At 66.8% G+C, this 19,572-nt stretch carries 19 protein-coding genes; 14 read left to right on the plus strand and 5 right to left on the minus strand.

The features are described from left to right. The first annotated feature begins 107 nt into the window (after nucleotides 1–107). Complete coding sequence (locus JS528_RS00405) at nucleotides 108–647, plus strand: very short patch repair endonuclease (RefSeq protein ID WP_276312602.1); 540 nt, start codon at nucleotides 108–110, stop codon at nucleotides 645–647. A 256-nt stretch (nucleotides 648–903) separates the two neighbouring features. Further along, complete coding sequence (locus tag JS528_RS00410; RefSeq protein ID WP_240541257.1) at nucleotides 904–2,298, plus strand: UTP--glucose-1-phosphate uridylyltransferase; 1,395 nt, start codon at nucleotides 904–906, stop codon at nucleotides 2,296–2,298. 18 nt (nucleotides 2,299–2,316) lie between these two features. On the opposite strand, the gene JS528_RS00415 is transcribed toward JS528_RS00410, so the two are convergent. Further along, entirely contained in the window at nucleotides 2,317–3,771 is a 1,455-nt protein-coding gene (locus tag JS528_RS00415) for an MDR family MFS transporter (protein WP_214357133.1), read from the minus strand. Nucleotides 3,772–4,004: 233 nt separating this feature from the next. Here JS528_RS00415 and JS528_RS00420 point away from each other — a divergent pair, with 233 nt between their 5' ends. From JS528_RS00420 to JS528_RS00435, 4 genes are all read left to right on the plus strand, one after another. Beyond that, complete coding sequence (locus JS528_RS00420) at nucleotides 4,005–4,592, plus strand: TetR/AcrR family transcriptional regulator (protein WP_214357134.1); 588 nt, start codon at nucleotides 4,005–4,007, stop codon at nucleotides 4,590–4,592. A gap of 123 nt (nucleotides 4,593–4,715) precedes the next feature. Continuing rightward, nucleotides 4,716–5,525: an AzlC family ABC transporter permease gene (locus tag JS528_RS00425; RefSeq protein ID WP_214357135.1), complete on the plus strand. Its 810-nt coding sequence runs from the start codon at nucleotides 4,716–4,718 to the stop codon at nucleotides 5,523–5,525. Continuing rightward, nucleotides 5,522–5,854 (plus strand): branched-chain amino acid transporter permease, encoded by a 333-nt coding sequence (locus JS528_RS00430; RefSeq protein WP_214357136.1) that lies wholly within the window; start codon nucleotides 5,522–5,524, stop codon nucleotides 5,852–5,854. The genes JS528_RS00425 and JS528_RS00430 overlap by 4 nt, the downstream gene beginning before the upstream one ends. A 46-nt stretch (nucleotides 5,855–5,900) precedes the next feature. Further along, nucleotides 5,901–6,878 (plus strand): AEC family transporter, encoded by a 978-nt coding sequence (locus JS528_RS00435; RefSeq protein ID WP_214357137.1) that lies wholly within the window; start codon nucleotides 5,901–5,903, stop codon nucleotides 6,876–6,878. A gap of 33 nt (nucleotides 6,879–6,911) precedes the next feature. On the opposite strand, the gene JS528_RS00440 is transcribed toward JS528_RS00435, so the two are convergent. Then, the gene (locus JS528_RS00440; RefSeq protein ID WP_214357138.1) at nucleotides 6,912–7,697 is read right to left on the minus strand and encodes an SDR family NAD(P)-dependent oxidoreductase; all 786 of its coding nucleotides are present in this window, start codon (nucleotides 7,695–7,697) and stop codon (nucleotides 6,912–6,914) included. Between the two features lie 217 nt (nucleotides 7,698–7,914). On the opposite strand from JS528_RS00440, the gene JS528_RS00445 reads away from it, so the two are divergent. From JS528_RS00445 to JS528_RS00455, 3 genes are all read left to right on the plus strand, one after another. Beyond that, on the plus strand, nucleotides 7,915–8,601 hold the full coding sequence (locus JS528_RS00445) for a L,D-transpeptidase (RefSeq protein ID WP_214357139.1): 687 nt from the start codon (nucleotides 7,915–7,917) through the stop codon (nucleotides 8,599–8,601). A gap of 107 nt (nucleotides 8,602–8,708) precedes the next feature. Beyond that, nucleotides 8,709–9,551, plus strand: coding sequence for a histidine phosphatase family protein (locus JS528_RS00450; RefSeq protein WP_214357140.1), 843 nt, complete (start codon nucleotides 8,709–8,711; stop codon nucleotides 9,549–9,551). An 89-nt stretch (nucleotides 9,552–9,640) separates the two neighbouring features. Beyond that, nucleotides 9,641–10,942 (plus strand): uracil-xanthine permease family protein, encoded by a 1,302-nt coding sequence (locus tag JS528_RS00455; protein WP_214357141.1) that lies wholly within the window; start codon nucleotides 9,641–9,643, stop codon nucleotides 10,940–10,942. Between the two features lie 90 nt (nucleotides 10,943–11,032). Here JS528_RS00455 and JS528_RS00460 read toward each other — a convergent pair whose 3' ends face one another. Then, nucleotides 11,033–12,037 (minus strand): AraC family transcriptional regulator, encoded by a 1,005-nt coding sequence (locus tag JS528_RS00460; RefSeq protein WP_338069752.1) that lies wholly within the window; start codon nucleotides 12,035–12,037, stop codon nucleotides 11,033–11,035. Between the two features lie 293 nt (nucleotides 12,038–12,330). Here JS528_RS00460 and JS528_RS00465 point away from each other — a divergent pair, with 293 nt between their 5' ends. The 3 genes from JS528_RS00465 (at nucleotide 12,331) to JS528_RS00475 (ending at nucleotide 15,260) form a co-directional block, all read left to right on the plus strand. Further along, complete coding sequence (locus JS528_RS00465) at nucleotides 12,331–12,516, plus strand: hypothetical protein (RefSeq protein ID WP_214357143.1); 186 nt, start codon at nucleotides 12,331–12,333, stop codon at nucleotides 12,514–12,516. 128 nt (nucleotides 12,517–12,644) lie between these two features. Further along, nucleotides 12,645–13,358, plus strand: a complete 714-nt coding sequence (locus tag JS528_RS00470; RefSeq protein WP_214357528.1) for an SDR family NAD(P)-dependent oxidoreductase — start codon at nucleotides 12,645–12,647, stop codon at nucleotides 13,356–13,358. Nucleotides 13,359–13,463: 105 nt separating this feature from the next. After that, complete coding sequence (locus tag JS528_RS00475; protein ID WP_214357144.1) at nucleotides 13,464–15,260, plus strand: DEAD/DEAH box helicase; 1,797 nt, start codon at nucleotides 13,464–13,466, stop codon at nucleotides 15,258–15,260. Here JS528_RS00475 and JS528_RS00480 read toward each other — a convergent pair whose 3' ends face one another. Then, complete coding sequence (locus tag JS528_RS00480) at nucleotides 15,261–16,526, minus strand: alpha-amylase family protein (protein ID WP_214357529.1); 1,266 nt, start codon at nucleotides 16,524–16,526, stop codon at nucleotides 15,261–15,263. It abuts the gene before it with no gap. Nucleotides 16,527–16,759: 233 nt separating this feature from the next. Here JS528_RS00480 and JS528_RS00485 point away from each other — a divergent pair, with 233 nt between their 5' ends. Beyond that, a complete protein-coding gene (locus tag JS528_RS00485; RefSeq protein WP_214357145.1) occupies nucleotides 16,760–17,812 on the plus strand; it encodes an inorganic phosphate transporter in 1,053 nt (350 codons plus the stop codon). 41 nt (nucleotides 17,813–17,853) lie between these two features. After that, the gene (locus JS528_RS00490; RefSeq protein ID WP_214357146.1) at nucleotides 17,854–18,477 is read left to right on the plus strand and encodes a DUF47 domain-containing protein; all 624 of its coding nucleotides are present in this window, start codon (nucleotides 17,854–17,856) and stop codon (nucleotides 18,475–18,477) included. 28 nt (nucleotides 18,478–18,505) lie between these two features. On the opposite strand, the gene JS528_RS00495 is transcribed toward JS528_RS00490, so the two are convergent. After that, nucleotides 18,506–19,552 (minus strand): helix-turn-helix transcriptional regulator, encoded by a 1,047-nt coding sequence (locus tag JS528_RS00495; protein WP_214357147.1) that lies wholly within the window; start codon nucleotides 19,550–19,552, stop codon nucleotides 18,506–18,508. Between the last annotated feature and the right edge of the window lie 20 nt (nucleotides 19,553–19,572).

The following is a 19,572-nucleotide window of genomic DNA, read 5'->3' on the forward strand; positions in this document are numbered from 1 at the left end:
GGCTGCGTGTGGTGATACCTGCGGATGCGCCGGCATCTCGGCGTTCCGTCCGGAAGTCGGGTAACCTGTAGGCCGTGACTGACGGAACCACACGAACCGCGCAAACGCTGAAGACCACGCGAGCGCGGAAGACCGGCAAACCGGCGCGGCCGGATAGGCCGGAGAAATACGAGCGCGGCACGCGTTCGTACACGATGTCGCACATCCGCGGCAAGGACACCTCGATCGAGGTGCTGGTGCGCAGCTACCTGTTCCGCCGCGGTCTGCGGTTCCGCAAGAACGACCGCCGCTATCCCGGGCACCCCGACGTGGTGCTGCCGAAATACCGCACGATCGTGTTCGTCAACGGCTGCTTCTGGCACATGCACGAGGGGTGTCCCCGCTGCTCGATGCCGAAGTCGAACGTGGAGTTCTGGACCGCGAAGCTGCTGCGCAACCGCGAGCGCGACGTCGCGCAGCGGGCCGAGCTCGCGGCGGCCGGGTGGCGCGTCATCGTCGTCTGGGAGTGCGAGTTGGCGAAGGCGGTGCGCGAGGATCGTCTCGCGCGTCTCTACGATCAGATCGTCGTCGGTGCCGACGCTGGTGCCGGCCCGGGCATGGATGCCGGTCCGGGTCCGTCGTCCGAGGAATCGGTGGGCCGGAACTGAGGGGCGCCGCGCATCTCCCGTCCGGCTGTGCGTCCGTCATCCGAACGGGGAAGACATGCAGGATGTCTTCCCGCATACCCCCTCCGGACGGCGTGTTCACGATTCCTTCACCCCCTATGTACCCCCGTTGCGCGGGAACGGGCGTGTTTCCACTAGACTGGACACCAGTTTCGAAAAGCGAAGGCCGCAAGGGCCGCAACCTCGCAACCTAAGGAGTACAAGAGTGTCCGACGTGTTCGACCTGTCCGCAGCCAAGATGCGCGACCACGGCATGAGCGAGATGGCCATCAACCAGTTCAGGCGGCTGTATGACGTCTGGCGCAACGAGGAGGCCTCGAGCTGGATCCGCGAATCGGACGTGGAGCCCCTCACCGGCGTGCCGAGCTTCCATGACGTCTACAAGACCATCGATCACGACAAGGCCATCGACGCCTTCTCCAAGACCGCGTTCCTCAAGCTCAACGGCGGACTCGGCACCTCGATGGGACTCGACTGCGCCAAGTCGCTGCTGCCGGTGCGCCGCCACAAGGCCAAGCAGATGCGGTTCATCGACATCATCCTCGGCCAGGTCATCACCGCGCGCACCCGTCTCGGCGTCGAGCTGCCGCTGACCCTGATGAACTCCTTCCGCACCTCCAAGGACACGATGAAGGTGCTGCACTACAATCGCAAGTTCCATCAGGAGAACATCCCGATGGAGATCATCCAGCACGTCGAGCCGAAGATCGATCTGGCCACCGGTGCGCCGGTCTCCTTCCCCGCGGATCCGGACCTCGAGTGGTGCCCGCCGGGACACGGCGATCTGTTCTCCACCATCTGGGAGTCGGGTCTGCTCGACAGGCTCGAGGAGAACGGCTTCAAGTACCTGTTCATCTCCAACTCGGACAACCTCGGCGCGCGCCCCTCGCGCACGCTGGCCCAGCACTTCGAGAACACCGGCGCCCCGTTCATGGTCGAGGTCGCCACGCGCACCTACGCCGACCGCAAGGGCGGCCACATCGTGCGCGACAAGAGGACGGGCCGTCTCATGCTGCGCGAGATGAGCCAGGTGCACGCCGACGACAAGGCCGACGCGCAGAACATCAGGAAGCACCCGTACTTCAACACGAACTCCATCTGGGTGCGCGTCGATGCGCTCAAGGCCAAGCTCGCCGAGTACGACGGCGTGCTGCCGCTGCCGGTCATCCGCAACCACAAGACCGTTGACCCCACGGATCCCGACTCCACGCCGGTGCTCCAGCTGGAGACCGCGATGGGCGCGGCCATCGGCCTGTTCGACGGCGCGATCTGCGTGCAGGTGGACCGCATGCGCTTCCTGCCGGTCAAGACCACCGACGACCTGTTCATCATGCGCTCCGACCGCTTCCACCTGACCGACACGTACGAGATGGAGGACGGCAACTACATCTTCCCGAACGTGACGCTCGACCCGCGCTACTACAAGAACATCCACGACTTCGACGAGCGCTTCCCGTACAACGTGCCGTCGCTGGCCGCGGCCAACTCGGTGACGATCGAGGGAGACTGGACCTTCGGCCGCGACGTCATCATGTTCGCCGACGCGAAGCTCGAGGACGAGGGCGAGCCCCGGTACGTGCCGAACGGCGAGTACGTCGGCCCCCAGGGCGTCGAACCCGACAACTGGATCTGATCGCCGTCCGCCGCCCGGTCAGCGTCGCTGGCGCGCCCCGTCCCGCACCAGGAACGACAGCGCGAACGCGAGCAGCGACACCGCCGTCGAGACCATGAACACCGCGTCGACCCCGTGCGCGAGGCCCGCCTCGGACGAGCCCGCCACGGAGGCCGGCAGCGTGTGCGTGGTCATCACCGTGAAGCAGATGGCGATGCCGATCGCGGCCATTGTCTGACGCAGCGTGTTGTTCATCGCCGTGCCGTGGGGGATGAGCGGACCGGTCAGCTGGTTCAGGGCCGTGGTGGTCAGCGGCATCAGGCAGAACGCCACGCCGGTCATCATCAGCGTGAAGAACAGGGCCGGCCACCATGCGGGCGTGTCGGCGCCCATGCGCGAGAGCATGAACGCCGAGAACGCGACCAATGCGATCGCCGGCGGCGCGATCCTGCGGATGCCGACGCGGTCGAAGAGGCGTCCGGCGACCGGATTGAAGACGCCCTCCGCGACGCCGCCGCCCATGAGCAGCAGGCCGGACTGCAGGGCGGTCATCCCCAGCGAATCCTGGATGTACATCGGCAGGATGTTCATCGTCGTGATGAACGTGACGAACACGAGCACCACGACGATCATGGGCAGCGTGAACATCGGTTTGGCGAAGACGCGGAAGTCGAGCATCGGGCGGCTCAGCCGCAGCTGACGGCCGATGAACAGGCACAGCGCGACGACTCCCACGACGAGCGACCCGAGCGTGTCCGGGGAGGTCCAACCGGACTGGCCGGCAAGGCTGAACCCGAGCAGCAGACCGCCGAATCCGAGCGTGGAGAGCGCGACCGATGCCACGTCGATGGTCGGATCGGTGGGCGTGGTCACGTCGCGCACGGTCGGGACGGCGACGGCCAGCACGACCACGGCGATGACGATGAGCGGGACGAACAGGAACCTCCACGGCAGGAAGTCGATGATGAACCCGGACATGGTCGGGCCCAGGGCCGGCGCGAACGCGATCACCAGTCCGAACCACCCCATCGCGGTGCCGCGGCGCTCCGGTGGGAACGTGACGAACAGGACCGTCTGCAGCAGCGGCATGAGAATGCCGGCGCCGGTGGCCTGCAGCACGCGTCCGGCCAGCAGCACCCAGAATCCGGGCGCCGCCACGCACACGAGTGTGCCGAACAGGAACATGCCGACCGCGTAGAGGAACAGCTGGCGCGTGGTGAACCTCTGGATGAGGAACGCGGTGATCGGGATCATGATGCCGTTGGTGAGCATGAACCCGGTGCTCAGCCACTGCGCCATGTTGCTGGTGATGCCGAACTCGCGCATGAGGTGCGGCAGCGCCGACGTCATCAGCGTCTGGTTGAGGATCGCGGTGAAGCTGCCCACCATCATCACGACGATCGGGATCAGGGAGACGGAGCGGCGCTGCGGCAGTGGCGTCCGTACGGACCGGTCGGACCGGGATGACTGGTTTTCGGGCGTGACGGAACTCATGGATGCCTCCGGATATCTCGCGTGTGGTGAAAGGAATATCCGGCCGATTTCGGTCGTCGCCGCATGTCCGCACGGAACGCGCGGATGCGATCCGCGGATTCGCGGGCCGCGGCGTCGTAGCCCCCGCCGGGTGTTGACGGTTGACCAGTCTATCGCCGCGGGGGACAAGATGCCCCGGCCCGGACGCTGCCGGGGGCGTCCCATGTACGTTTCGGTGTGTAAGGTCGGCTGGTATGAGTCAGCAGGGGACCCGCGCGCAGCGCCGCTTCGACCCGGAACGCAGGGAACGCATCATCGACGCCTGCCTCGACGTGATAGCCGAGCGCGGCGTCTCCGGCACGTCGCACCGCACGGTCGCGGCCGCCGCGGATGTGCCGCTCGGATCGATGACCTATCATTTCGACGGCATGTCGGACCTGCTGCATCAGGCGTTCGAACGGTTCGCGCAGCGCAGCATCGACGTGTTCGCCGACCGCATGCGGGGCGCGCGGAACGCCGACGAGGCGTGCGAGATCGTCGCCCGACACATCGAGGGCGATCTGCTCGTCACGCAGCGTGATCTCAACATCAACCTCGAGTTCTACACGCTCGCCGCGCGCGATCCCGCCTATCGAGACCTCACCGACCGGTGGATGCGCGCGTCCCTGACCGAATTGGAGCGGTTCTTCGATCCCGCCACCGCCCAGCTGATCGACGCGCTGATCGAGGGGCTCACCCTGCACCGCGCGCTGGGCGGCGGCCCGCGCGACCACGCCGTCATCCTCGATGGCGTGCGTCGCGCGGCGGGTGCGGCGTCCGCCACGCGCGCCGTCTCACCGTGATCCGCCCACCGTGCGGTACCCCGGGCCGCTCCTGTGCCGGACGGGTGCTATATTGCCCCGCGTGGCGATCGTCCGACGACACGCGGGCGGTCCCGGAGAAGTGAGGTATAGAAGGAGAGATACATGGCGGAGCGCGGCATACGTACCAGGGCGTTGCGGGCGGCGTTCCCGCTGACCGTGCCGATCGCGCTGGGATTCCTGTTCCTCGGTTGCTCGTACGGCATGCTCATGGGCGCCAAGGGGTTCTCGTTCATCTGGCCGATGTGCATGAGCGCGCTCATCTTCGCCGGATCGATGGAGTTCGTCACCGTGAACCTGCTGCTGTCCGCGTTCAACCCCGTGACGGCGTTCCTGCTCGCCCTGATGGTCAACGCGCGCCACCTGTTCTACGGTCTGTCGATGCTGGGCCGGTTCAAGGGACTCGGATGGAAGCGGGCGTATCTGATCTTCGGCATGTGCGACGAGACGTTCGCCATCAACTCCACCGCGCGCATCCCCGATGGCGTGGACCGGGGATGGTTCTACCTGTGGGTCACGCTCCTCAACCAGCTGTACTGGGTGGTCGGCGCCACGGTGGGCGGCCTCATCGGCGGTAACCTGCCGTTCGACACGGACGGCCTCGAATTCGTGCTGACGGCCCTGTTCCTCGTCATCTTCCTCGACCAGTGGGTCGGGGAGAGCGCCGGATGGCGCGGCCATGCCAGCGCCCTGATCGGCGTGCTCGCCTCGGCCGCCTGTCTGGCCGTCTTCGGTCCGGACGACTTCATGATCCCGTCGCTGATCGCGCTGATCATCCTGTTCGTCGCGCTGCGGCCGTGGCTCGACGAGCTCGCGCCGGACCGGAAGTCCGCCGACGTGCGGCACGGCGACGGACGGTGCGATGACGCGGACCATGCGGATGATGTGAGCGACGCGAAGGAGGAGACGCGATGACGATGACCGTGATCCAGGGGGTGCTCACCGTCGCGGCCGTGGCGATCGGCACGATGCTCACCCGCTTCCTGCCGTTCCTCGTGTTCCCCGAATCGAAGCGCCCGCCGCGCATCGTGGAGTACTTCGGCAGGGTCCTGCCGTACGCGATGACCGGCCTGCTCGTCGTCTACGCACTGCGCGACACCCCGATCACCACCGGCAGCCACGGCGCCCCCGAGCTCATCGCCTGTCTGGTGATCGTCGCCCTGCACCTGTGGCGGCGCAGCATGCTGCTCTCCATCGCCGGCGGCACGATCGTGTACATGCTGCTCATCCAGCTCGTGTTCTGAGAATCGGAAGCCCCAAGGATCGGGAAGAGAAAGGGAGGAGAGGTCGATGCGGCAATTCGACATCGTGCTCGGCCAGATGGTCGGCATGGCCGTGATGATGGCGGTCGGCTACATCTGCGTGAGGACCAGGGTGCTGGGCGAGGCCGCGCTGGGCGGCATCTGCTCGCTGATCCTCAAGGTCGGCATCCCGCTGCTCGTGTTCTCCAACGCCGTCGCCGGCACCACGCGCGCCGACCTCATCGGCTCCGACTCGATCATCGTGATGACTCTCGTCATGTACGGCCTGCTCATCGCCGTGTTCACCCTGCTGTCGATCGCGCTGCGTCTGAGGCGCGAACGCGGCCGCATGTTCCGCGGCTGTTTCGTGTTCGGCAACGCCGGCTTCATCGGGCTGCCGCTCGTCATCGCGCTGTTCCCGACCAAGGGCGCGCTCTACTTCGCGCTCATGTCGATCGTCGACCAGTTCCTGCTGTGGACGTATGGCGTGTGGACGTGCCGGAAGGTCGACGACCGTCAGACGAGCGCCGACGGGCGCCCGGCGCGCGGCTGGCTCGACCGGCTCGCCCCGCTCGTGAGCCCGGCCCTGATCGCCGTGGTGCTCGCCGTGGTCCTGATCCTCGCCGACGTGCGCGTGCCCGGGGTGGTGCTCGCCCCGCTGCAGAAGCTCGGCGGCGTCGCCTCGCCGCTGTCGATGGTGTATCTGGGCGGACTGTTCGCCCTGCGCGACTGGACGGGCGTGCTGCGCAAGTACGAACTGTACGTGGGTGTCCTCGCCAAGATGCTGGCGTTCCCGATCGGCTTCTACGCGCTGCTCACCTACGTGCCGCCGATGATCGGCCTGCCCGCCGCGAACCCCGATATGGTCCACATGATGACGCTCATCTCCGGCCTGCCGACGATGAGCACGATGGTCATGTTCGCCGAGCGCGAGCGCAACCAGCCCGAATACGCGATCGGCATGGTGCTCGTCACCACCCTGGCGAGCCTGTTCACCCTGACCGCCGTCTCGTTCCTCGTGTTCTGATCGTCCCTCCGCCCGTTTCTCCGTCGGACCGCGTCACCGGCGCGGTTTGCCGCCGTTCATGAACGCGGCGATGCGCCGGGTCAGTGCGCGCGGAAGCGCCCGCTCGGCGAACGCGCCCCATCTCGTGAACGAGCCGTGGTAGGCGAGGACGGCCCCGGCGTTCATCCTCCGGTACGCGTACAGCGCGAGCGCGCGGGCGCTCGCGGGCCGGGTCATCGTGAAGAAGTTCCGTCCGGACATGCGCGCCGCCTTCGCGAAGCCGGTGGACGTCGGCCCCGGACACACGCACGTGACCGTCACGCCGGTGCCGCGCAGCTCGTGGGCGACCGCCTCGGACAGGGACCGCACGAACGCCTTCGACGCGAAGTACATCGCCATGTACGGGCCGGCCATCATCGAGGCGACCGACGAGATGTTGAGGATCCTGCCGTGCCCGGCGTCGCGCATGTCGCGGCCGTACAGGTAGGTGAGCGTCGCCAGCGCCTCCATGTCGAGCCGCATCATCGTGCGCTGACGGCTCCAGTCGGCGTCGAGGTACGCCGTCCAGTCGCTGAATCCGGCGTTGTTGACCAGGACGTCGACGTCGAACCCGCGCGAACGGGTGAATTCGTGCAGGCGCTCCGGTGCGCCGTCCTCGCCCAGATCCGCCGCGAACACCGCCACATGCACGCCGCAGTCGCGTTCCAGCACCGACTTCACATGCTCCAGTCCCGTCTCGTCGCGTGCGGCGACCACCAGATCGTGGCCGTCGCGGGCCAGCAGCGTCGCCAGCTCACGGCCGATGCCGCCCGACGCGCCTGTCACCACAGCGTATGCCATTGCCTCCGCTCCCGTCTTCGTCGGCCGGTCGACGGCCGGACGAACATTGGATGAGTGCCATTGTACGTCCGGTCGGATGACGGTCCCGGCCGGGTCGCGTCGCCGTTCGCCGGGCACGATCGCCGGGAGATGAAACCCGGGCCTCGGTCGCGCGAGACCGGTATCATGAGGTGTTGGCTTTCAGGCCGTCAACGGCCGAAACAGGGGGAATGCGAAGATGAGTCGTCACTCGGAATCCGCGCGTGAGCGCCGCAGGAGGTCGGATTCAGTCCTCGCCGTCAGAATCGCCGCGTGCGCGGCGCTCGCGGTCGTCATGTGCGTCGCCGCGCTCGCATGGAGCGGCTACCGCGCCGACGACGCGGCACGGGTGCCGGAGTCCTCAGCCGTGGTCGAAACGGCGGCCGACCGGACCGTCGAATCCGGCTCGGCCCACGCCCTGACCCGCGCTAAGGTGCCGTCCGTCAACGCGAAACTGGCGCGCGAACGGTGGATGGACCCCACGGGCGGCGAGCAGCCCGACCTGTCCGGATACCGCGACCTGAGTGTCGAGGTCAGCATCGCCCGGCAGCGTGTGTACGTGAAGTCGGCCGGCAGGACCGTCTACACGATGATCGTGAGCACCGGCGCGGACGACACCACGCCGCGCGGCTCCTTCACGCTGGGCGTGCGCGGGGACCACTTCTACAACCCCGAGGAGCGGATGGGCGCCGACTACTGGGTGCGCATCCAGGGGCCGTATCTGTTCCACTCGGTGCCCACCGGCGAGCAGGCCGGCAGGTACCTCGAGGACGAGGCGGCCAAGCTCGGCCGTCCGGCCTCCCACGGATGCGTCCGACTGAGCGTCGCGGACGCGAAGTGGTTCTACGACCAGGTGCCCACCGGCACGCCGGTCACCATCGTCTGAACGCTCGGTGAACTTTTCCCGCGGGCTCCGCACCGGTGCCGGCGCGGGGCCCGCCGTTCGGCTACGCTGGTGCCGATACCGCACGACACCGGAAACGAGGCAACCGCATGAGCATGCCGCTCGATCTGTACGTGATCCGCCACGGCGAATCCGAGGCGAACGTCATCGTCAACGCCGGCAACAGAGGGGACAACTCCCTGTACACGCAGGACAACGTGACCGTGCCCGACCGGTCCTGGAGACTCACCGCGGTGGGACGCAAGCAAGCCGACTGCATCGGCCGGTGGCTGGTCGGCCAGCAGCAGCTGTTCGACCGGTACATGGTCTCCCCGTACGTGCGCACGCGCGAGACGGCCGCCACGATGGCGCTGCCCAAGGCCAAATGGGAGGAGAACCGAGTCATCCGCGAACGCTCCTGGGGCGAGATCAACACCATCACCAAGGACGAGTTCAAGACCAACTACGCGCGCAACTGGATGTTCAAGAACACGGACCCGCTGTACTGGCGGCCGCCGGCGGGGGAGTCCATCGCCGACGTCGCCGAGGACCGCGTGCACAACGTGCTCACGTCGCTCACGCGCAAGTCCGATCTGGGCAGCGTCGTCATGGTCACGCACGGCGACTTCATGCTCGCCCTGATGCTCACCATCGAGGACCTGTCCGACGAGGAGTTCCTCCACCGCGCGGACTCGCCCGACTGGGCGATCACCAACTGCACGTGCCTGCACTACACCAGACGCGACCCGGAGACCGGGCGCACGTCCAAGCGCGTGCGCTGGGAGCAGACCGCACGGCCCGTCCTCGACCCGCAGAGCGGCAAATGGGAGGTGAAGGTCTCCCCGTGGCGCGAGTTCAAACGCCCGTACCTGTCCAACGGCGATCTGGTGGACGTGGTGCAGGCCGTCGACCCGCATCTGCTCGAATATTACGGCAAGTCCGTCGGCCGGTGACCCGCCTGTGCCCTTGGGCGGCTACAATGGCTTCGAATCGCGGGGCGGTCGTATGCCCCCGCGTCGAGAGAAGCTAAGGAGAGTCTCACATGAGCACGCCCAAAGGCAACATCTTCCAATGGAAACTGCACGGCGACGGCAAGACGCTGCACCCCGGCGAGGTCGTCGAACCCGACGAGCGCCTGACCTGGGGCCGCACCGCGGGCATCGGCGCCCAGCATGTCGTCGCCATGTTCGGCGCGACGTTCCTCGTGCCGATCCTGACGGGCTTCGACCCGTCCACCACCCTGTTCTTCACCGCCCTGTCGACCGCGCTGTTCCTGCTCATCAACAGGAACGTGCTGCCGAGCTACCTGGGCTCCAGCTTCGGCTTCATCGCCCCGATCGCCGCGGTCACCACCGCGCACAAGGGCATCGCCGTCGCCAGCTTCGGCATCATGGTCACCGGTCTGCTGCTCGCCCTGATCGGCGTGGCCGTCCACTACGCCGGCTCCAAGTGGATCGACATCATCATGCCGCCGGTCGTCAACGGCGCCATCGTCGCGATCATCGGCTTCAACCTCGCGCCCAGCGTGTGGAACAACTTCAAGGCCGCGCCCGACACCGCGCTCGTCACCCTCGTGGCCGTGCTGCTGGTCGCCGTCCTGTTCCGCGGCCTCGCCGGACGACTCAACATCCTGCTCGGCGTGATCATCGGCTACGCGTACGCCTGCGCCCGCGGCCAGGTCGACTTCTCCGCCATCGGCAAGGCCTCCTGGCTCGGCCTGCCGCAGTTCCACACGCCGCAGGTCGACTTCTCCATCCTGCCGATGTTCCTGCCGGTCGTGCTCGTGCTCGTCGCCGAGAACGTCGGCCACGTCAAGTCCGTCGCGCAGATGACCGGCCGCGACTACGACAACCAGATGGGCACCGCCCTGTTCGCCGACGGCCTCGGCACCGCGATCGCCGGCTTCGGCGGCGGCTCGGGCACCACCACGTACGGCGAGAACATCGGCGTGATGGCCGCGACCAAGGTCTACTCGACCGCCGCCTACTGGTGCGCGTCCGGCTTCGCGCTGCTGCTGAGCCTGTGTCCGAAGTTCGGCGCGATCATCAACACGATCCCCGCCGGCGTGCTCGGCGGCGTGACCACGCTGCTCTACGGCATGATCGGCATGATGGGCATCCGCATCTGGGTCGAGAACAAGGTCAACTTCGACAAGCCGCTCAACATCATGGTCGCCGCGATCGTGATGATCATCGCCATCGGTCAGTTCGAGTTCGCGTTCAACGGCATCCAGTTCAACGGCATCGCCATCGGCACGATCGTGATCCTCGTCGCCTACCACGGCCTCAAGGCCATCGGCAAGGCCACCGGCACCATCGCCAAGGACGATCCGGACATCCTGTAGCCCGGAAGACGAGAGACGACCGAGGGGGAGCGGACCGACGAGGCCCGGCTCCCCCTCGGCCGGTTCTGGGCGACGCCCGCCGCGAGAGGATCACCGCCGGGCCCGGTACTCGCGCGGGGTGACGCCGAGACGCCGGCGGAACACGTTGATGAAGTAGCTCGACGACGAGAACCCGCATGCGCGTCCGATCTCCGCGACAGCGCCGTCCGTTTCGCACAGGAGCCGCTTGGCCTCCTCGATCCGACGGTCGGTCAGATACTCGTTCGGCGTGCGGCCCACGTAGCGTTTGAACAATGCGCAGCACCGGCTGCGGCTCACGGCGCCGGCCGCCGCGATGTCATCCAATCCCAGGGGCTCCGCGAACCGGCTCTGGACCATGCCGGTCATCTCCAGCACGACGATGCGGTTGCGCTGGTCCATCCCGTCCCGCCTGCCGCCGGAGGCACCGCCGGTCCCGTTCGTTCCGGTCCCGTCGCCCGCGCGCGCGTCGTCGTCCCCGGCATCCGTCCCCTCGTCCCCGCACGCCGGCCGGAAACGGTCCAGCACCCGGTCGTACAGGTCGATGGCGGTCATCACGGCCGGCAGGGGGTCAAGATCCGTGAGGTCATCCGCCCGATCGTGCTCCCGCCACGCCGATCCCATGCTCGGATGACGGTCGCCGCGCATCTGCGTGATGAGCCGGTCGACGCCCATCAGCACGTCGCGTTGCCATTCCACCTCGGGGGAGAGAAGCAGGAAGTCGTCCATATCCTGCGCGAATGCGCGTTCGCAGCGGACCCGTACCTGCGACGCGATCCCCTCGACGATCGATGGGCCGATCACCGCGCACGAGAACCAGGCGTCCCTTCTCTCCGGCGAGAACCCGTAGTGCAGACGGGACGAGTTGACCACCATGCCCTCGCCCGGACGCAGCAGCGTGACGCGGCCGTTGACGAAGTAGCGCATCTCGCCGCTGATCACGCGGACGAACTCCAGATCGCGATGCCAGTGGCAGGCGCACCGGTAGTCCGCGAAGATCGACAGCGCGTCGCGTCTCGCGTAGATCGGCAGTCCCGGTATCGCATACGGCACCCGCTCGGACAGATCCGACAGCACCGAGATCCGCTTCGTCCCCGGTTCCTCCGTATCTCCGCATCCGTGTGCCATGATCCGCTCCGCCTCCAGTCCCATCCCGTCGTCATCGCTCATCGCGCCGTCCCGCATGAAATACGATTTTACTATTCCTCGGCCCGTAAGCGATATGTCTCGGCCGGTGCGGACCCGCGACGCGGCATATTCTGTAATCAGCTTCCAGCTGCAGTGGACAAGCGAACGGATAACCAACAAATCGCACATGCCCTGCGGATGATTCCGACATCCGCTCCGGCATGCCATACCGCTAAGGAGCAATGATCGCGATGCGTAGCCACACGAACGGAACATCCCTGAACGTCCTGCTCTCCGCCGAGTACCAGACCCTGATCGACGACTTCTTCGCCGTCGCCCGCGGCTGGGTCGCCGAACACCTGGCCCACCCCGACGAGGAGAACTGGTTCGCGATGTGGTACCCGACCTCCGCCTCGCGGATCGCCTGACGCTCCGAACGGGCCGAAACCCAGCGTTTCCGGGCGAAACGCGCGTCCGTCCGGTTCGATAGCCTTGCCATGAGATCCAACCGCACCGGAATCCTATACGACCGGTGCAACGCAAGCAGGAGGTCATCATGGCGGATGCCGCGAACGGCAGGCACATCGCGATCGTCACCGGAAGCGCCCTCGGACTCGGCTACGAGCTGACCCGGCGCCTCATCGCCAAAGGCTGGTTCGTGGCCGGCATCGACTTCAACGCCGAACGCCAGGCCGCGCTCGCCGACGAATTCCCGGCCGATCAATACCGGGGCTTCGTCGGCGACGTGTCCGATGAGGCGTTCGCCCGGGAGTCCGTCGCCGAGATCGCGGGGCTCGGCCACATCGATCTGCTCATCAACAACGCCGGACAGCCCTCCTTCAAGAAGCCCACCGCCTACGAGGCCGCCGACGTCGACAAGTGCCTCAAGGGACTGAAGGGCATGATCCTGTGGAGCGTCGAGACCCTCAAGGCCGATGGCGAACGGGATCTCAAGATCGCGAACGTGATGAGCACCGCCGCCACGCGCGGCAATGCAAACGAGTCCGTCTACTGCGCCACCAAGTGGGGCGAGAAGGGCTACACGCAGAGTCTCAAGGCCGCCTACAAGGGGTCGAGCGTCAAGATCGTCGGCGTCTACCCGGGAGGCATCGACACCGCCTTCTACCGCGACAGCCACGACTACGTGTCCGAGGAGAAGCAGCACACGTTCATGGACCCCGGCCAGCTCGCCGACGTGATCCTGTTCAACCTCGTCAACGACGCGAACCTCACCGTCTCCGACATCCTCATCGAACGCAACTACGTCTGAGCCGGATCGGGCGGACGGCAGGGCGCGGCGGGAAGTAGCGGGCACGGGGTAATGTGGACGGGTTTGCGCGGGGATTGCCGCGCCTTGTCCACATGAAAGGCCACCGTGCCCACTGCATCCTTCGATTCCGATTCCGTCTTTCCCTCGTCGTCCGTGAGCGGCGACGACCGTACCGTCACCTTCGCCGAACTCGGCGTGCCCGGCCCGCTCCTGCGCGTGCTCGACGCCGACGGCAAGCGCGAGGCGTTCCCCATCCAGGCGGACACCCTGCCCGACTCCCTCGCGGGCCGCGACATCCTCGGCCGCGGCCGCACCGGCTCCGGCAAGACCCTCGCCTTCTGCATCCCGACCGCCGCGCGCCTCAACGAGGCCGCGTGGGAGCCCGGCATGCCGATGGCCGAGTACCGGCGCAACGTCAAGCACGTGCGTCGCGAGCGCCTCGCCGAACGCGAGGCCGGCGACTTCCTGCCGCATCCGCGCGGCCTGATCCTCGCGCCGACGCGCGAGCTCGCCAACCAGATCAACGACGTCATGCGTCCGCTCGCCCAGATGGCCGGCATGACCACCACCACCGTGTACGGCGGCGTCAAGCAGAACCGCCAGGTGCGCGACCTCATGGCCGGCGCCGACGTCGTGGTGGCCTGTCCGGGCCGTCTCGAGGATCTGCTGAACCAGCGTCTGCTCACCCTGTCCGACGTGGAGGTCGTGGTCCTCGACGAGGCCGACGAGATGGCCGACATGGGCTTCCTGCCGCAGGTGCGCCGTCTTCTCGAGCGTATCCCCGGGGACGCGCAGCACATGCTGTTCTCCGCCACGCTCGACCACGGCGTCGACGAGCTGGTGCGCGAGTTCCTCCACGATCCCAAGACGCACAGCGTCGACGACGTGAACGCCGAGCCCGATCTGATGACCCAGCACGTGTTCGAGGTCGAGAAGGCCGACAAGTTCGAGGTGGTCCGCCAGCTCGCCTCCGGCGTCGGGAGGCGCATCCTGTTCACCCGCACCAAGTTCCAGGCGAAGAAGCTCGCCAAGAGCCTGACGAACAGCGGCGTGCCGGCCGCGCAGCTGCACGGCAACCTCAACCAGAACCAGCGCGACCGCAATCTCGCCGCGTTCGAGGAGGGCGACGTGAACGTGCTGGTCGCCACCGACGTGGCGGCCCGCGGCATCGACGTGTCCGGCGTCGAGCTCGTCGTCCAGGTCGACCCGCCGGCCGACCCCAAGTCGTTCACGCACCGTTCGGGCCGCACCGCGCGCGCAGGACGCGCCGGCGACGTGGTCACGATCGTGCTGCCCTACGAGCGTCGCGAGGCCTCGCGCCTGCTGAAGGCCGCGGGCATCACGGTCAAGCCGGTCAAGGTGACCCACGCCTCCGACGAGGTCAGGGAGCTCATGGGGGAGAAGGCGCCGATCGTCAAGGACTGGAGCCTCGACGACACCCAGCCCGCCGGCGACCCGCGTCGCAACAAGGCCAAGGCCGCCAAGGCCAAGGCGGCGAAGGTGACGGGCGAGGACGAAGCCAAGGCCCTGGCCCACATGCCACGGCATTCGGCGGAGGACGCCGAGGAACGGGACGGGGCGAAGCGCGTCCGTCGGAACCGCCGCGGCGACGAAGGGAGCGCATCGAGCCGCCGCGACCGCGGGGCGAACGGAGGATCCGGCAAGCCGGCCCAGTCGATGAGGTCGGCCAAGTCGGCCAGATCAACCAAGTCCGGCAAGCGCATCCACCGCCGCGATGAGAACCGCATCGTCATCGACGAGCGTTCCGAGGCCGTCAAGCGCCATGAGCGCCGCATGGCCGCCAAGTACGGCGAGAGGAAGGACGACCGCCGTCATGGCGGTTCCGGAAACGCCCGCAGGAGCGGTGGCCGCCGCGGGCGCGTCCCGTTCCGTGGCCGCTGATCAGTAGCGGTAGAGCATCGTCCCCGCCGCGTCGCGGATCGAGAACGACGGCTTCGACTCGACGTCGAGCTCCACGGTGAGCCGGTCGGAGCCGTCCGCCGCGACCGTGCGGTAGACGAACCGCCTGTTCTCGAGCAGCACCTTCTCGGTGCGCGCGTCGAGCAGCCACGGATTGCGCCGGCGGATCGCGATGAGCGCCTGATGCATCCGGTACACGGGTTCGCCGAGCCGCGAGAGCCGATCGGGGGAGTCGGGGAACTTCGGCCTCACGTCGTCGTCGCCGCCGAAGCGCTGCTCCTTGACTCCCACGTACCCCTGCTCGTCGCCGTAGTAGATGCTCGGCACGCCGCCGACCGTCATCAGCACCGCCAGCGCCAGCGCGGCCTTGTCCGGACCGATCTGGGAGGCGATGCGCGTCACGTCGTGGTTGCCGATGAACGTCTGCGGCACGAACGCGTCGAGGAACGCGTTGTGGCGCGTGAGGTTCCAGTCGAGCTCGAAGAAGTTGTCGGTCTCGAGCGCATGCTGGATCGACTTCCACAGCTCGTACTGCGTGACCGAATCCATGCCCGACTCCTCGACGACAGCCGGATAGTCGCCGTGGATGACCTCGCCGAAGATCCACGTGTACGGGTGCGCCGCCCTCACGCGGGGCAGCACCTTCGCCCAGAATCCGGTCGGCACCGCGTACGCGGCGTCGAGACGCCATCCGGAGGCGCCGCGGTCGATCCAGTGGTTCATCACGCGCGCCACGTAGTCGACGGTCGCCTCGCTGTCATGGTCGAGGTCGACCAGGTCGTCGTGCCCCTCGAACACGCCCAACGTCGGGTTGCCGTCGGCGTCGCGCGTCGCCCGCACCAGTCCGCGCCACTGCCCGTCTTCGGGCGAGAGCGCGCCGTTCGCCTCGTCGATCGCGGCCCTGACGGCCGGATGCGAGCGGGAGACGTGGTTGAACACGCCGTCGAGGACGATGGACAGGCCCATGTCCCGGCAGGCCGCCGCCAGGCGGTCGAACGCCTCGTCGCCGCCGAGGCGCACGTCGACGTGCATGTGGTCGAGCGTGTCATAGCCGTGCGTGGCGGATTCGAAGATCGGCCCCAGCAGCAGTCCCGACGCTCCGAGATCGCGTACATAGCCGAGCCACGGGATCAGGGCGTCGAGCCCGCGCCCGTGGAACTCGCGCGGTCCCGAGGGGCGGATGTCGCATCCGCAGAACCCCAGAGGGTAGACGTGCCAGAAGATCCCGTGGCGGGCCCAATCGGGCATCGCGGCAACGCGGGCGAGGGTTCCTTCCATGACGCACCTCCAAGCGCATCGTAAATTGACATCATGTCTATTTTCATGTCCATTGTCGCACATCCGCGTCCGACATGCCCGCAGGGCCGGAGTGGTGTGGATGAAGGACACGATCGGCGCGGAGTCGGCTACGTAGTCGCGCATCGGTTACAATCGACCTGACGGTTTCCGCCCATCCTGCGAAGAAGAAGGTGATCGATCCCTTGGACGTGTCGTTGGCCCATTTCATCCAACAGATGCTCGCGAACCCGGCGCTGCTCGTGACGACGTTGCTGACGCTCGGCGTCATCTTCGTCAACGGCTGGACGGACGCGCCCAACGCCATCGCCACGTGCGTAACCACCCGCTGCATGCGCGTGCGGTCCGCGGTGATCATGGCGGCCGTGTTCAACTTCCTCGGCGTGTTCCTCATGACGCAGATCAACTCGTCGGTCGCCTCCACCATCAGCACGATGGTCGACTTCGGCGGCGACTCCCACGCCGCGCTGATCGCGTTGTGCGCCGCCCTGTTCTCGATCGTCGTCTACAGTGTCGGCGCCTCGACGCTCGGCATCCCCACCTCCGAAAGCCACAGCCTGATCGCGGGCCTGTCCGGCGCGGCGATCGCCATCCAGGGCGGCATCGCCGGCATCAACATGGGCGAATGGGTCAAGGTGCTCTACGGTCTGGTCGCCAGCCTCCTGCTCGGCTTCGCCGTCGGCTGGCTCGTGTGCAAGGCCGTGACCCTCGTATGCGCCGGCATCGACCGTCGCCGCACGGACGGCTTCTTCACCGGCGCGCAGATCGTCGGCGCCGCCGCGATGAGCTTCATGCACGGCGCCCAGGATGGCCAGAAGTTCATCGGTGTGCTGTTCCTCGGCATGGCCCTGAGCAACGGCCAGCCGTCGGTCGCCGGCGTGATCATCCCCGTGTGGCTGATGATCCTGTGCAGCACCATCATGGGCGTCGGCACCTCCGTCGGCGGCGAGAAGATCATCAAGTCCGTAGGCATGGACATGGTCCGTCTCGAGAAGTACCAGGGCTTCTCCGCCGACCTGTCCAGCGCGCTGTGCCTGCTGCTGATGACCGTGCTCGGCATCCCCGTCTCCACCACGCACACCAAGACCAGCGCCATCATGGGCGTGGGCGCCGTGCGCCGCCTGTCCGCCATCAACTTCGGCGTGGTGCGCGACATGATGCTCACCTGGGTGTTCACGTTCCCCGGCTGCGGCATCATCAGCTACGCGATGGCCAAGCTCTTCATGTTCGTCTTCTGACATCCGACACGCCCGTTCACAAGGAAAGGACAACACATCCCATGGCGAGGAAGAACGACTCCTTCTACTTCGACTCGTTCCGCGACAGCGCCGAGCACGCGTGCAGGGCCGCGCATCTGCTGTCGGACGTGATGCACGGCTTCGACCACGAGCGTCTGCGCGATCGCATGGAGGAGATGCACGGTATCGAACAGTCCGCCGACAAGATCCGCCACGGCCTCATGGACGAGCTGGTGACCGCGTTCATCACGCCGTTCGACCGCGAGGACATCGCCGAGCTGAGCCACGTCCTCGACGACGTGACCGATTCGATCGAGGGCGTGCTCGACCGCCTGTACTACGACAACGTCACCGACATGCGCGACGACGCGATCGAGATGGCCGACATGGTCGTGCGCGCCACGGAGCGCATCCGCGAGCTGGTCGACGAGCTGCCGCGCTTCAAGCGCTCCAGGACGCTGCGCGAGCTCGTGTTCGCCGTCAACACCATCGAGACCGACGCCGACCACGTGTTCATCAAGGCGATGAGGACGCTGCACACCACCTGCACCGATCCGCTGCAGGTCTTCGCCTGGCACGACGTGTACCGCCACCTGGAGCAGTGCTCCGACGACTGCGAACGCGTCGCCAACACCGTCGACAGCATCGTCATGAAGAACAGCTGACGGTCGGTGTAGTCGACGGACGATCTGCTCACTCGTAACGGTCGAGCAGGATGCGGCCGGCCCGTCGCAGCTCATCCCGGATCGACTCCGGCTCCAGCACCGTGATGTGGACGCCGCTGATGGTGTATTGCAGAGCCCACCAGGTCGTCGACCACGGGGTCGCTTTGACGGTCACTTCGTAGGCGTCGTCACCGACCTGTGTGGCCTGCGCGTCGGGAAACCAGTCGAACACCGGCTCGAGACCGCCTTCGACGCGCAACCTCACCGGTACCGCCGGCCCCGGTGAGGGATAGGGGCGTTCGTCCATGAACGCCGTGAGGTCGATCGGATCTCCGTTTTCGTCAGCGAAGCTGTCGAATGTGCGATTCAACGTGTGGTCGTCCACGTCGACCATCAGATCGCGGATGCGCTCGACGTGCAGATAGGCCAAATCATCGTATGGCTGCAGATGACAGATGAGGTAGTATTTCCCGTTCTTGTACCGCAGATCGTACGGGTCGGCCATATATTCCCTCGGATGACCGTCCGCTCCTAGTCGGGGCACGAGTTCGCCGTCGACGTCATACGTGCAGTAGTGGAAGCGGATTCCCCGCTCATGGGCAATGGCATCGTTCAGTCGTTCGATGTTGCTGAGGGACTCCCGATTGTAGTGCTTGGGAGTCATCAGCGGCCCGCGTATACCGAGCTGTCTGGAACGGCCGGCAAAGGCGTAGATCTTGGCGACAAGATCCTGCAGGTATGCCCCGTCCGAACGGGATAGCGCCGCGCCGTCGGCGAGCAGCCGCATCTGTGCTGTATCGAACACTGGTTCGATGTACCAGCCGGGACGCGGATCCGGACTCTCCGCATCCTTGAGTTCGCCGCGCTCGATGTGGCCGACCCCGCGTCCGAAAGGACGCATCTCCCTCAAGGCGTGCAGATGGCCCCTGACCGTCTTCACGGTGACGCCGAGCCGGTCGGCGATCCATGCGGCAGTGACCCCATGCTCGCGATCGGTGTTCTCGTCAAGCAATTCGAGGATGCCGATGACGATCTCCGACCGCACGGCGCCGTTGCGAGCCGAATCCCGTTCCATGGCCACATCCTTTCGCTATG

The sequence above is a fragment of the Bifidobacterium santillanense genome (genome assembly GCF_018555385.1).
Classification (GTDB): domain Bacteria; phylum Actinomycetota; class Actinomycetes; order Actinomycetales; family Bifidobacteriaceae; genus Bifidobacterium; species Bifidobacterium santillanense.

Excerpts from the sequence above, each read along its gene's own strand:
- JS528_RS00420 (WP_214357134.1), top strand. The coding sequence starts at position 4,005 with ATGAGTCAGCAGGGGACCCGCGCGCAGCGCCGCTTCGACCCGGAACGC.
- JS528_RS00450 (WP_214357140.1), top strand. The coding sequence starts at position 8,709 with ATGAGCATGCCGCTCGATCTGTACGTGATCCGCCACGGCGAATCCGAG.
- JS528_RS00490 (WP_214357146.1), top strand. The coding sequence starts at position 17,854 with ATGGCGAGGAAGAACGACTCCTTCTACTTCGACTCGTTCCGCGACAGC.
- JS528_RS00430 (WP_214357136.1), top strand. The coding sequence starts at position 5,522 with ATGACGATGACCGTGATCCAGGGGGTGCTCACCGTCGCGGCCGTGGCG.
- JS528_RS00445 (WP_214357139.1), top strand. The coding sequence starts at position 7,915 with ATGAGTCGTCACTCGGAATCCGCGCGTGAGCGCCGCAGGAGGTCGGAT.
- JS528_RS00425 (WP_214357135.1), top strand. The coding sequence starts at position 4,716 with ATGGCGGAGCGCGGCATACGTACCAGGGCGTTGCGGGCGGCGTTCCCG.
- JS528_RS00455 (WP_214357141.1), top strand. The coding sequence starts at position 9,641 with ATGAGCACGCCCAAAGGCAACATCTTCCAATGGAAACTGCACGGCGAC.
- JS528_RS00495 (WP_214357147.1), bottom strand. The coding sequence starts at position 19,552 with ATGGAACGGGATTCGGCTCGCAACGGCGCCGTGCGGTCGGAGATCGTC.
- JS528_RS00470 (WP_214357528.1), top strand. The coding sequence starts at position 12,645 with ATGGCGGATGCCGCGAACGGCAGGCACATCGCGATCGTCACCGGAAGC.
- JS528_RS00465 (WP_214357143.1), top strand. The coding sequence starts at position 12,331 with ATGATCGCGATGCGTAGCCACACGAACGGAACATCCCTGAACGTCCTG.
- JS528_RS00410 (WP_240541257.1), top strand. The coding sequence starts at position 904 with ATGCGCGACCACGGCATGAGCGAGATGGCCATCAACCAGTTCAGGCGG.
- JS528_RS00435 (WP_214357137.1), top strand. The coding sequence starts at position 5,901 with ATGCGGCAATTCGACATCGTGCTCGGCCAGATGGTCGGCATGGCCGTG.
- JS528_RS00480 (WP_214357529.1), bottom strand. The coding sequence starts at position 16,526 with ATGCCCGATTGGGCCCGCCACGGGATCTTCTGGCACGTCTACCCTCTG.
- JS528_RS00440 (WP_214357138.1), bottom strand. The coding sequence starts at position 7,697 with ATGGCATACGCTGTGGTGACAGGCGCGTCGGGCGGCATCGGCCGTGAG.
- JS528_RS00415 (WP_214357133.1), bottom strand. The coding sequence starts at position 3,771 with ATGAGTTCCGTCACGCCCGAAAACCAGTCATCCCGGTCCGACCGGTCC.